11 protein-coding genes are annotated in these 11,866 nt (G+C 67.7%); 9 read left to right on the top strand and 2 right to left on the bottom strand.

Annotated elements, in window-relative coordinates; translation table 11 throughout:
• Positions 1–38 precede the first annotated feature (38 nt).
• The 5 genes from VA603_RS02165 (at position 39) to VA603_RS02145 (ending at position 3,040) form a co-directional block, all read left to right on the top strand.
• Entirely contained in the window at positions 39–629 is a 591-nt protein-coding gene (locus tag VA603_RS02165; protein WP_132864542.1) for a GNAT family N-acetyltransferase, read from the top strand.
• A gap of 2 nt (positions 630–631) precedes the next feature.
• Entirely contained in the window at positions 632–1,393 is a 762-nt protein-coding gene (gene minC / locus VA603_RS02160; RefSeq protein ID WP_313255508.1) for a septum site-determining protein MinC, read from the top strand.
• 33 nt (positions 1,394–1,426) lie between these two features.
• Complete coding sequence (gene minD, locus VA603_RS02155; RefSeq protein WP_132864544.1) at positions 1,427–2,239, top strand: septum site-determining protein MinD; 813 nt, start codon at positions 1,427–1,429, stop codon at positions 2,237–2,239.
• 2 nt (positions 2,240–2,241) lie between these two features.
• The gene (gene minE, locus VA603_RS02150) at positions 2,242–2,493 is read left to right on the top strand and encodes a cell division topological specificity factor MinE (RefSeq protein WP_132864545.1); all 252 of its coding nucleotides are present in this window, start codon (positions 2,242–2,244) and stop codon (positions 2,491–2,493) included.
• A gap of 79 nt (positions 2,494–2,572) precedes the next feature.
• Entirely contained in the window at positions 2,573–3,040 is a 468-nt protein-coding gene (locus VA603_RS02145) for a hypothetical protein (protein WP_132866139.1), read from the top strand.
• A 127-nt stretch (positions 3,041–3,167) separates the two neighbouring features.
• Here VA603_RS02145 and VA603_RS02140 read toward each other — a convergent pair whose 3' ends face one another.
• Positions 3,168–4,457, bottom strand: coding sequence for a sensor histidine kinase (locus tag VA603_RS02140; protein WP_323437807.1), 1,290 nt, complete (start codon positions 4,455–4,457; stop codon positions 3,168–3,170).
• Positions 4,454–5,146: a response regulator transcription factor gene (locus tag VA603_RS02135; RefSeq protein ID WP_323437806.1), complete on the bottom strand. Its 693-nt coding sequence runs from the start codon at positions 5,144–5,146 to the stop codon at positions 4,454–4,456. Before VA603_RS02135 ends, VA603_RS02140 begins: the two co-directional genes overlap by 4 nt.
• A gap of 250 nt (positions 5,147–5,396) precedes the next feature.
• On the opposite strand from VA603_RS02135, the gene VA603_RS02130 reads away from it, so the two are divergent.
• The 4 genes from VA603_RS02130 to VA603_RS02115 all read left to right on the top strand — a co-directional run bounded on the left by VA603_RS02130 (position 5,397) and on the right by VA603_RS02115 (position 11,790).
• Positions 5,397–7,034 (top strand): ArnT family glycosyltransferase, encoded by a 1,638-nt coding sequence (locus VA603_RS02130; RefSeq protein ID WP_243694094.1) that lies wholly within the window; start codon positions 5,397–5,399, stop codon positions 7,032–7,034.
• A gap of 133 nt (positions 7,035–7,167) precedes the next feature.
• Positions 7,168–7,944 carry a phosphatase PAP2 family protein gene (locus tag VA603_RS02125; RefSeq protein ID WP_323437805.1) on the top strand — a complete coding sequence of 259 codons (777 nt, stop codon included), beginning with the start codon at positions 7,168–7,170 and terminating at the stop codon, positions 7,942–7,944.
• Entirely contained in the window at positions 7,941–9,605 is a 1,665-nt protein-coding gene (locus VA603_RS02120) for a phosphoethanolamine transferase (protein WP_323437804.1), read from the top strand. Before VA603_RS02125 ends, VA603_RS02120 begins: the two co-directional genes overlap by 4 nt.
• 181 nt (positions 9,606–9,786) lie before the next feature.
• A complete protein-coding gene (locus VA603_RS02115) occupies positions 9,787–11,790 on the top strand; it encodes a M2 family metallopeptidase (protein WP_323437803.1) in 2,004 nt (667 codons plus the stop codon).
• Positions 11,791–11,866 lie beyond the last annotated feature (76 nt).

The following is an 11,866-nucleotide window of genomic DNA, read 5'->3' as shown; positions in this document are numbered from 1 at the left end:
CGCAGGGCCGACGACCGTTTCACCCCCACGGAGTCACAATGTCGATTGTCATCCGCGACGTGCGCGAGCACGAGCTTGATTCCGTTCTGGCACTGAACAATAACGCTGGCTTGGCGATCCTCCCGCTGGATGCGGCCAAGGTCCGTCGCTTCTACGAGACGGCCGAGTATTTCCGCATCGCCGAGCGCGACGGCAACATGGCCGGCTTCCTGGTCGGCTATGGCAGCCACGCCGAGCACGACAGCTGCAACTTCGCCTGGTTCCAGAAGCGTTACCCCAGCTTCTTCTACATTGACCGCATCGTGGTGGCCAGCCGCCGCCGCGGTGGTGGCGTGGGCCGGGCGTTCTACGCCGACGCCCAGAGCTACGCCGAGCTGCGCTATCCGCAGATGGCCTGCGAGGTGTTCCTCGACCATGGCGCCGATGCCGCGCTGCTGTTCCACGGCAGCTTCGGCTTCCGCGAGGTCGGCCAGAACACCATGCCGGACGTGGACGTGCGGGCCAGCATGCTGCTCAAGGACCTGTGCAGCTACGAATGGGTGAAGGAAACCTATGGCGACAACCTGCCCGACGTTCCTTGGGTGGGCAACACACGCCGGCCGCTGCAGCAGCGTCCGACGGGAACCTGAACATGGCAGTGAATTTGGATTACGAACAGGCAGGTGAACTGAAAATCGGGCAGGTCGGCATCGCCAACCTGCGTATCCGCACCCTTGATGTGGCGCGACTGACCCAGGAAATGCACGAGCGCGTGGCGCGTGCGCCGAAGCTGTTCGGCCGTGCCGCGGTGATCCTGGACTTCGGCGGGCTGATCCAGCTCCCCGACCTGGCCACGGCCCAGGCACTGCTCGCCGGCCTGCGCGAGGCCGGCGTACTGCCGGTCGCCCTCGCCTACGGCACCCAGGAAACCGAGCGTCTGGCCGAGCAGCTGGGCCTGCCGCTGCTGGCCAAGTTCCGCGCCCAGTACGAACGGGCCGATGCCGAACCGGCAGCGCGCCCGCGCGCACCGGAACCGGCACCCGCCCCGGCACCGGCGCCCCCCGCGCCTCCGGCCGCTTCGCCGCAGCCGGGCCGCATGCAATTGACCAACGTCCGCTCCGGCCAACAGCTGTACGCGGAGAACTGCGACCTGACCGTACTCTCAACGGTGGGTGCCGGCGCCGAGGTCATTGCCGATGGCAGCATCCATATCTACGGTACCCTGCGTGGCCGTGCCCTGGCTGGCGCGCAAGGCAATGAAGCGGCTCGCATCTTCTGCCGCGACTTCCATGCTGAACTCGTTGCCATTGCAGGACGCTACAAGGTGCTGGACGATATTCCGGACAATCTGCGTGGCAAGTCCGTGCAGGTTTGGCTGGAACAGGACCAGATCATGATCGCTGCGCTGGATTGACGCAGCCCACCCCGAATATTCAGGAGAAATCCTTTGGCTGAAATCATCGTTGTCACTTCCGGCAAAGGCGGCGTGGGCAAGACCACTTCCAGCGCCAGCATCGCGTCTGGCCTTGCACGCCGCGGCAAGAAGGTTGCCGTCATCGACTTCGACGTCGGCCTGCGCAACCTGGACCTGATCATGGGCTGCGAGCGCCGGGTGGTTTACGACTTCGTCAACGTCGTCCATGGCGAGGCCACGCTCAAGCAGGCCCTGATCAAGGACAAGCGTTTCGAGAACCTGTACGTGCTGGCTGCCTCGCAGACCCGCGACAAGGACGCGCTGAACAAGGAAGGCGTGGAGAAGGTCCTCAAGGACCTGGCCGCCGACGGCTTCGACTACATCATCTGCGACTCCCCGGCCGGCATCGAGAAGGGCGCGTTCCTGGCAATGTACTTCGCCGACCGCGCCGTGGTGGTGGTGAACCCGGAAGTGTCCTCGGTGCGTGACTCGGACCGCATCATCGGCCTGCTCGACTCCAAGACCGCCAAGGCCGAGACCGGCAACGGCGGCGTGCCGGCCTTCCTGCTGCTGACCCGCTACAGCCCGGTCCGCGTGGAAAGCGGCGAGATGCTCAGCATCACCGACGTGGAGGAAGTGCTGGGGCTGAAGGCCATCGGCGTGATCCCCGAATCCGGTGACGTGCTCAACGCCTCCAACAAGGGCGAACCGGTCATCCTGGACGCCGAATCGCCGGCCGGCCAGGCCTATGAAGACGCGGTGGGCCGCATCCTCGGCGAGGAGCGCCCGATGCGCTTCACGACGGTCGAGAAGAAGGGCTTCTTCAGCAAGCTGTTCGGAGGATAAGCATGGGACTGCTCGATTTCCTGAGGCAGAAAAAGAACACCGCCGAAACCGCGAAGAACCGCCTGCAGATCATCATCGCGCAGGAGCGCAGCACCCGCGGCGGCCCGGACTACCTGCCGCTGCTGCAGCGCGAGCTGCTGGAAGTGATCAAGAAGTACGTCAACATCGATGCCGACGCGGTCAAGGTGGACCTGGTCAAGGACGGCGCCAACGACGTGCTCGACATCTCCGTCGCCCTGCCCGACGACAAGTAATGCCCACCCGGCGGCCACGGCCGCCGGGCACCCCGTACCCGTGAACGAAACCCTTTCCCCCGAACCGACCGCCACGGTGATGTGCGTCGGCGACATCCAGTGGGATGACGCCGTCGCCCTGCTCGCCCGTCACGGGCTGCGCCTGAACCACGTCGCCGCCGGCGAGACCATCCCCGGCAGCTACTGGGGCGAGCCGGAGGCCGGCATCATCGCCAACGATGTGTACGTGCGCGATGACACGCCGATCCATTCGATGCTGCACGAGTCCTGCCACCTGATCGTGCTGCCGCCCGAACGCCGCGCGCAGGTACATACCGACGCCACCGATTCGGTGCCCGAGGAAGACGCCACCTGCTACCTGCAGATCGTGCTGGCCGGGCAGTTGCCCGGCGTGGGCAGCGCGCGGCTGATGGCCGACATGGACGCCTGGGGCTACACCTACCGACTGGGATCGACGCAGGCCTGGTTCGAGCAGGATGCCGACGACGCCCGGCGCTGGCTGGTTGAACGCGCGCTGCTGCCGTCGTTGGAGGCGGCCGCGCCGTAGCAGCGCCCTCAGGCGCGAAGCCGCCGGCCGTCTGCCCGCCCCTTCGCCGCAATCGCCACCGGCCGCATTGACGCGGGCACGCCCCGCGCCCTGCCGCGCCTTCCCGGTTTCGCGGCCGAAGCTGCGCCTACGCCGAGTCCGGCGGCAACGAACTGCCCATGTCCAGGGTGACGCGGGTGCCGCGCTCGGGTTGCGACTGGATGGTCAGCTCCCAGCCCAGGTGGTCGCACAGGCGTGCGATCAGGTCCATGCCGATGCCCGAGCCCGGGTTGCGCTCGCCCTTGGCCAGCCGCGCGTAGAGCTGGGCGACCTCCTCCGGGCTCATGCCGTGACCGGGGTCCTCGATGGTCACCACCGCCTGCGCCGAAGCGCTTATCCGGATCGTGCCGCGGTCGCTGTTCTCGATCGCATTGCGCAGCAGGTTGCCGATCGCCGCCTGCACCACGCCCATCGGCGCGATGATCCGGCAGGGCTCCGCGTGCAGCTGCATGTCCAGCTCCTTGCCGTAGGCCAGATGCCGGTGGTCCTCGATGATTTCCGGCAGCAGCTGCTCCACCGCCAGCAACTCGCTCATCGCCGACAACCGCGCCGGGTCCCGCGCCAGCACCAGCAGCAACTGGATCAGCTGCTCCACGCCCTGCGCGGTACCACGCACCCGCTCCAGCTGCTGGCGCGCGCGCGGCGGCAGCTCCGGCTGTTCCAGCGCCAGTTCGGCCGCGCCGCTGATCACGGCCACCGGCGTGCGCAGCTCATGGCTGGCCGCGCTGATGAAGGCGCGCTCGCGCTCGACGAAGTGCTCGTTGCGCTGCAGGTAGTCGTTCAACGCACCGGCGATGACCTCCATCTCGGCCGAACCGCGCCGGTCCACCGCCACCCGCTGCCCGCGCTGTTCGGGCCGCAGCGCGGCGATGTCGCTTGCGAGCGCGGACAGGGGGCGCACCAGCCGTGCCACGCCCAGCCATGCCATCAACAGGGTCACGATGACCAACGCCACGCCAGCCAGCAGCGACCAGCGGGTGATGAAGTGCTCCAGCTCACCGAAGTCGGTGATGTCCAGCGCCAGGATCACCCGTCCGTAATCGGAGGTATCGCGCACCATCACCGCGGTCTGCTTGCCCAGGAACAGCGCACCGTCATGCAGGCCGGGATGCAGCGCGGCCATGCTTTCCGGGATGGGCTCGCCACCCCGCTCGATGAACAGGTGCAGGGTGTCCGAATCCTGCCAGTGGTAATCCCGGTCCATGCGCATGTGCGCCAGCACGCTGTCCAGTTCGGTGTTCAGCAGGGAGCGCCAGACCGCATGCTCGGCGTGCTCGTGCACGTAGTTGGCGGCGCTGAACACCACCAGCGTGATCAACGCCAGGTAGATCCCCAACCAACCCAGCAGCTTGCGCCGCAGCGTGGCGCGCCGGCTCATCCAGTGGTTCCGGGCGACGGCGCCGACAACCGGTAGCCGACCCGCGGCAGGGTATGCAGCAGCTTCTGGGCGAACGGGCCATCCACCGCACGCCGCAGCTCATAGATATGGGAGCGCAGCATGTCGCCATCCGGCGGTTCCTCGCCCCACAGGGCGTACTCGAGCTGGTCACGGGTGACCGCCGCCGGGCTGGCGCGCATCAGCACCTCCAGCAGCTTGCGGCAGGCCGGGTACAGGTGCAGCACCTGCCCGTCGCGCCGGGCCTCCAGCGAACCCAGGTCCAGCTGCAGGTCGTGGACCTCCAGCACCTTGCGCGGGTTGCGTCCCTTGATCCGCGCCAGCACCGCATCCAGCCGCACTTCCAGTTCGGGCAGGGCGAACGGCTTGGTCAGGTAGTCGTCCGCCCCGGCACGGAAGCCTGCGATCTTGTCCGGCAGCTCGTCGCGGGCGGTGAGCATGATCACCGGCACTTCGGAGCGGTGTTCCTCGCGCAGGCGGCGCAGCACTTCCGGCCCCTCCATGCGCGGCAGCATCCAGTCCAGCAGGATCGCGTCGTAGTCCTGGGTCGCGGCCAGGTGCAGGCCGGTCACCCCGTCCGGCGCCACGTCGAGCACGTGCCCGCGCGCCTCGAAGTAGTCGAACAGGTTGGCGATCAGGTTGCGATTGTCTTCCACGACCAGCAGCCGCATTGCGTTGGACCTCTCCGGTCCCGGCCAGGCCCGGGATCAATTCGGCGATCATCCTAGCGCCCCGGCCGTCGGAATGCCGTCGAAACGCGCGACAATTTCGACGCGCTTCCTACGTCGGGAGCGCCATCATCCATGCCGACCCCTCTGTGAGCCGCACGTGCGCCCGCCCAACCACCGCTCATCCTCCACCCGACTCTGGTTCGCCATCCTCATCGCGCTGGTGGTCGCCAGCCTGCTGGCCGGCCTGGGCATGCGCTCGCCGACCCCGCCGGATGAACCCCGCTTCGTGCTGGCGGCCCGGCACATGGTCGAGACCGGGCAATGGCTGCTGCCCCATCGCGGCAGCGAGCTGTATGCCGAGAAGCCGCCGACCTTCATGTGGATCCAGGCCGGCACCTACAAGCTGCTGGGCAGCTGGAACCTGTCCTTCCTGCTGCCGTCCCTGCTGGCGGCGCTGCTGACGCTGTGGCTCACCTGGGACATGGCACGTCGCCTGTGGAATCCCCGGGTAGCGCGCTACGCGGTGCTGGCGCTGTTCGTCACCCTGCAGTTTGGTCTGATGGCCAAGCGCGCGCAGATCGACATGGTGCTGGTCGGCATGACCACGCTGGCGCTGTGGGGGCTGGTCCGGCACCTGCTGCTGGGGCCGAGCTGGGGCGCGCTGGCGCTGGCGGCATTTGCCGCCGGGGTCGGCACCGTGACCAAGGGCGTGGGCTTCCTGCCGCTGTTGATGCTGGTCCCGTGGGTGATCTGGCGCTGGCGGCACCCGCAGGCGGCCGGCCCCGGCCGCAGCTGGAAGTGGTGGCTGCTGCTGCCGGCCTTCCTGGCAGGTACCGCCGTGTGGCTGGCGCCGCTGGGCATCGCGCTGCTGCAGAACCCCGACCCGGCCCTGCAGTCCTACGCGAAGGAACTGCTGTTCAAGCAGACCGGCACCCGCTATGCCAACGCCTGGCACCACCATCAGCCGTTCTGGTACTACCTGCAGGTGATGTTCACCCTGTGGGTGCCGGGCAGTCTGTTGTTCCCGTGGCTGGTGCCGGCGTGGTGGCGCCGCTGCCGCCGCGCCGACCCGCGCTACCTCCTGCTGCTGGGCTGGGCGCTGCTGGTGCTGGTGTTCTTCAGCGCCAGCCCTGGCAAGCGCGAGGTCTACATCCTGCCGATGCTGCCGGCGCTGGCGGTGGCCGCGGCCCCGCTGCTGCCCGGCCTGCTGCGTCGCACCGGCGTGCGCTGGGTGCTGATGCTGTACGCGCTGCTGCTGTCCCTGGCCACGCTGGTGGTCGGTTACGGTGCCGTGCATGGCGATGGCTGGGCGCAGCGCAATGCGGTCAAGCGGGCGATCGACCCGTGGGTGCTGCCGCAGGTGGGGTGGTGGCTGATCGGCTTTGCCGTGGCCACCCTGCTGGTCATCGCGGTACTGCGCCTGCGCCGGGCCGGGCTGGCCGTGGTCCTGACCACGGTGCTGCTGTGGTGCATGTATGGCCTGGGCGCGATGCCGGCGCTGGACCCGTACAGTTCCGCGTCGCGGGTGATGGACCAGGTACGTGAGCGGATCGGCCCCGATGCCGAACTGGGCATGGTGGCCTGGCGCGAGCAGAACCTGCTGCAGACCTGGCCGCAGGCCACCGACTTCGGCTTCAAGCGTCCGGTCGCCGGCCAATGGGAAGATGCAGCCCGCTGGGTGGCACAGGCACCGGAGCGCCGCTGGCTGTTCGTGCTGGACAAGGTGATGAGCCCCTGTGCCGACCGCAGCCAGGTGATCGACATCGGCAGCGCCAACCGCAACAACTGGCAATTGCTGCCCGGCACCGCGCTGCAGGCCGACTGCGTGGCGCGCACGCACGGCGTGGTCGACGATGCCGACGCGGCACTCCAGGACGACGGCGACTGAGCCGCCGTGGGCAACGCGCCGGGCCCGTGGACCGGCGCTGAACCTCCCACATATTTACGACATTGCTCCGACCCGTCTCCGACAGAACGGGGCACAGCATGCGCCCATCGACCCCTGATGGTGCGCCTGTTCCATGCCCCCCTTCGCTTCTGCCCGCCCGTGGCGCCCGGCGCTGCCGGGAGCCCGCCTGGAGTTCGCCACCCGGGCCCTGTTGATCCCCGCCGCGGTGCTGCTGCTTGCCAGCGTCGTGTTGATGGCCGGCAGCGGCGACCAATGGCTGGCTGACCAGCTGTATCGCTGGCAGGGCAGCCGCTGGGCACTGAAGGACGCCTGGTGGAGCAGCCACCTGGTCCACAAGGGTGGCCGCAACCTGAGCTTCCTTGCCGCCGCACTGGTCATGCTGGCCCTGCTGCGCACCTGGTTCAACGCGTCATGGCGGCCACTGCGTCGCCCGCTGTCCTACCTGCTGATGGCGGTGGCCCTGTCCAGTGGACTGGTGTCACTGCTCAAGAGCTGGACCCACATGGACTGCCCCTGGGACCTGGAACGCTACGGCGGACTGCGCCCCTTCATCGGCCTGTTCGAGTCGCGCCCGGTCGCACTGGGCCATGCGGCCTGTTTCCCGGCCGGTCACGCCAGCGCCGGCTACGCGTGGCTGGCGATCTACTTCTTCATGCTGCAGGTCCGCCCGCAATGGCGCTGGCCGGCAACCCTCTCCGTGCTGGTGATCGGCCTGGTGTTCGGCATCACCCAACAGCTGCGCGGCGCGCACTTCCTGTCCCATGACCTGTGGTCGCTGGCGATCAGCTGGACCGTGGCCGTCGGCCTGTACCTGGTCATGTTCGAGCCCTCCCCGTCCACCGCAACCGCAACCGCAACCCTGCCAAAGGCACCGGGAGAGCACGCATGAGCACCACCCTGCCCCGCCCCGGTGCTTCTTCCCGCCTGTCCTGGAGCGCGCTGCGCGACTGGCGGCCGGAGATCAGCAGCGAAGCCTTGATTCTACTGTCCAGCATCTTCTTCGCCGTGCTGTGCAATGGCCTGTTCTGGCGCAACGCCATGGCCACCAACCCGGGCAACGGCCTGTTCGCGTTGTCCCTGTTCACCCTGCTGGTCGGCGTGCACGCATTGCTGTTCGGGCTGCTGGTGTGGCGCTGGAACGCCAAGGTGCTGCTGAGCGTGCTGTTCATCACCACCGCGTTCGCGGTGCACTACATGAGCAGCTTCAACGTCTACCTGGACGCGGACATGCTGCGCAACGTGCTTGCCACCGACCACAAGGAGTCCGGCGAGCTGATGACCGCGGCATTGATCCTGCCCTTGCTCGGCTATGGCGTGCTGCCCACCGCTCTGCTGTGGCGGCTGCGCATCCGCAGGCGCAGCCTCGGCCGCACCTTCCTGTGGCGTGGCGTGTTCCTGCTGGGCGTGGTGCTGGTCACCGCCGCCGGTGCGATGGCGTCCTTCCAGAACATCTCCTCGCTGATGCGCAACCACCGCGAAGTGCGCTACCTGGCCACGCCGGTGAACTACCTGATCGCGCTGAAGCAGAACCTGTCCAGTGCCAGCCCGATCAAGCACCAACCGAAGCAACCGATCGGCACCGATGCCCAGGCCACGCCGCGCGCGGCGGGCAGCAAGCCCCGCCTGCTGGTACTGGTGGTCGGTGAAACCGTGCGTGCCCAGAACTGGGGCCTGAACGGCTACGCCCGCCAGACCACGCCGGAACTGGCGCAGACCGGCGCGATCAACTTCCCCGACATGCATGCCTGCGGCAGCAGCACCGAAGTCTCGCTGCCCTGCATGTTCTCGCCCTACGGCCGCCACGACTACGACGAGAAGGCCATCCGCAACCACCAGTCGTTGCTGCACGTACTCGAGCATGCCGGCATCAGCACCCTGTGGCGCGACAACCAGTCCGGCTGCAAGGGCGTATGCGATGGCCTGCAGATCGAACGGCTGGACGATGCCACCCTGCCCGGCCTGTGCGCCAACGGCCGCTGCATGGACGAGATCCTGATCAACGACCTGGCCGCGCAGGTCCGCGCCAAGCCGGGCGACCGCGTGGTGGTGCTGCACCAGCTGGGCAACCACGGCCCCAGCTACTTCGAGCGCTATCCGGCGCAGTTCCGCCAGTTCGCCCCAACCTGCGACACGGCCGACCTGGGCAAGTGCAGCCGCGAACAGATCGTCAACAGCTATGACAACGCGATCCGCTACACCGACCATTTCCTGAGCCGCACCATCGCCAGCCTGCGCGAGATGGGCGACTACGACACCGCCATGATCTACCTCTCCGACCATGGCGAATCCCTCGGCGAGAAAGGCCTGTACCTGCACGGCATGCCCTATGCCATCGCGCCGGAGGAGCAGACCCGGGTGCCGTTGCTGATGTGGTTCTCGCCCGGCTTCGCCGCCGACCGCGGGCTGGACCTGCAGTGCCTGCGCCAACGCACCCAGCAGCGCGCCGACCAGGACAACCTGTTCCCCTCGGTGCTGGGGCTGATGCAGGTGCGGACCTCGGTGTACGACCGCAGCCGCGACCTGTTCGCCGATTGCACGACTCAGTCGTAGGAGCGCCTTCCGGCGCGGGGCCGATGACCCCGCGCCCTGCCAAAGCCAGGAGGCTGCCGGAATCCCGGCTTCGCGGCCGAGACCACTCCTGCCGCGCCCCCTCCCTGACCTGGTCCACTTGCAGGGCCCGCCCCGCCCCACTAGCCTTCGCCGGTATTCGCAACCATTACCGGGGATTTCCGTGAAACATCGTCTTCTGTTGCTGGCCGCCGCCGTGGGCGTGGCCGTGCTCTCGCTGGCTGCCTGCAAGAAGGAAGGCACGCCGGAGGCCGCCAAGCCGGCCACCAGCGCCGCCGCACCGGCCGAAAGCGCCGACCAGTTCATCGCCCGCGTCAACGCCGAGTACAAGGCGATGTACCCGGAGATGACCTCGGCGCAGTGGCTATCGTCCACCTACATCAACGACGACTCCGCGCGCGTGGCCGCCAAGGCCAATGAGCGCTGGCTGACCACCCTCAACGGCTGGATCGAGCAGGCCGGCAAGTACGAGGGCCAGCCGATGAGCGCCGACACCGCCCGCGCGATCAGCCTGCTCAAGCTGATGACCTCGATGCCCGCCCCGCGTGACCCGCAGAAGCTGGCCGAGCTGGCGGCCATCGCCACCAAGCTGGAAGGCGACTACGGCGCCGGCACCTACTGCGTGGGCGAAGGCGACAGCCGCAACTGCCGCCAGCTGGGTGATCTGGAGAAGGTACTGGCCACCTCGCGCGACTACGACAAGCAGCTCGATGCCTGGCAGGGCTGGCAGTCCACCGCCGTGCCGTCGCGCGCCAACTACCAGCGCTTCGTCGAACTGGTCAACGAAGGCGCCCGCGAACTGGGCTATACCGATGCCGGCCAGATGTGGCGCAGCGGCTACGACATGCCGGCCGACCAGGTTGGCCCGGAAACCGATCGCCTGTGGGAGCAGGTCAAGCCGCTGTACGAGCAGGTGCATTGCTATACCCGCGCCAAGCTGGACAAGGAATACGGCAAGGACAAGGCGGAAGTTGGCGGCGGCATGATCGCCGCGCACCTGACCGGCAACATGTGGCAGCAGGATTGGAGCAACCTGTGGGACATGACCGCGCCGTACCCGAACGCGGGCAGCCTGGACATCACCGCCGCGCTGGAAAAGCAGTACCAGACCAACCTCAGCGCCGCCCTGGCCAAGGCCGGTGGCAGCGACCCGGCGAGCCGCTTCAAGGCACAGCGTGACGCGGAGCTGGCCACCGCCCGGCAGATGACCGAGCGCGCGCAGGACTTCTACGTGTCGCTGGGCATGCCCAAGCTGCCGGAGAGCTATTGGCAGAACACCCAGTTCATCAAGCCGATGGACCGCAACGTGGTCTGCCACGCCAGCGCCTGGGACATGAACATGGGCGGTGACGGCAAGGATGTCGGCCCGGACGTGCGCACCAAGATGTGCATCACCCCGACCGAGGAAAACTTCACCACCATCTACCACGAGCTGGGCCATATCTATTACGACCTGGCCTACAACCCGCTGCCGCCGCTGTTCCAGGGCGGTGCCAACGACGGCTTCCACGAGGCCATCGGTGACACCATCGTGCTGGCGATGACGCCGAAGTACCTGAACTCGATCGGCCTGGTCGGTGCGCAGCAGGAAAGCCGCGAGGCCACCATCAACGCGCAGATGCGCATGGCAATGTCCGGCGTGTCGTTCCTGCCATTCGGCCTGATGATCGACCGCTGGCGCTGGGGCGTGTTCGACGGTTCGATCAAGCCGGACCAGTACAACCAGAAGTGGTGGGAGCTGAAGGCCCAGTACCAGGGCGTGGCCCCGGCCAGCGCACGCGGCGAGGAGTTCTTCGACGCCGGCGCCAAGTACCACGTGCCGGGCAACACCCCGTACCTGCGCTACTTCCTGGCGCGCATCCTGCAGTACCAGTTCTACAAGGGCCTGTGCGATGCGTCCGGTTACACCGGCCCGCTCAACGAGTGCAGCTTCTATGGCAACAAGGAAGCCGGCCAGAAGTTCTGGGCGATGCTGAGCAAGGGCTCCAGCCAGCCGTGGCAGGCCACGCTCAAGGAGCTGACCGGCAACGACAAGCTCGACGCCGGCCCGATGCTGGAATACTTCGCCCCGCTGCAGGAATGGCTGAAGCAGCAGAACGAAGGCCAGATGTGCGGCTGGACGGCCGCGCCGCCGGCGGCCGTCGCGGCACCGACGACCACGCCGTAAACACGACGGACCAGGTTGACCACGAAGGGCGCCGTTTCGGCGCCCTTCGTTCATCCACGGTCAGGCGCATGACGGA

The sequence above is a fragment of the Stenotrophomonas capsici genome (genome assembly GCF_034961085.1).
GTDB classification, from domain to species: Bacteria; Pseudomonadota; Gammaproteobacteria; order Xanthomonadales; family Xanthomonadaceae; genus Stenotrophomonas; species Stenotrophomonas capsici.
The sequence above is the reverse complement of the archived record's forward strand: the minus strand, read 5'-3'. Positions and strand labels throughout refer to the sequence as shown.

Coding starts and splice junctions, on each gene's coding strand:
- VA603_RS02130 (WP_243694094.1), top strand. CDS start 5,397: ATGCGCTCGCCGACCCCGCCGGATGAACCCCGCTTCGTGCTGGCGGCC.
- minE (WP_132864545.1), top strand. CDS start 2,242: ATGGGACTGCTCGATTTCCTGAGGCAGAAAAAGAACACCGCCGAAACC.
- VA603_RS02135 (WP_323437806.1), bottom strand. CDS start 5,146: ATGCGGCTGCTGGTCGTGGAAGACAATCGCAACCTGATCGCCAACCTG.
- VA603_RS02145 (WP_132866139.1), top strand. CDS start 2,573: ATGTGCGTCGGCGACATCCAGTGGGATGACGCCGTCGCCCTGCTCGCC.
- VA603_RS02140 (WP_323437807.1), bottom strand. CDS start 4,457: ATGAGCCGGCGCGCCACGCTGCGGCGCAAGCTGCTGGGTTGGTTGGGG.
- minC (WP_313255508.1), top strand. CDS start 632: ATGGCAGTGAATTTGGATTACGAACAGGCAGGTGAACTGAAAATCGGG.
- VA603_RS02125 (WP_323437805.1), top strand. CDS start 7,168: ATGCCCCCCTTCGCTTCTGCCCGCCCGTGGCGCCCGGCGCTGCCGGGA.
- VA603_RS02120 (WP_323437804.1), top strand. CDS start 7,941: ATGAGCACCACCCTGCCCCGCCCCGGTGCTTCTTCCCGCCTGTCCTGG.
- VA603_RS02165 (WP_132864542.1), top strand. CDS start 39: ATGTCGATTGTCATCCGCGACGTGCGCGAGCACGAGCTTGATTCCGTT.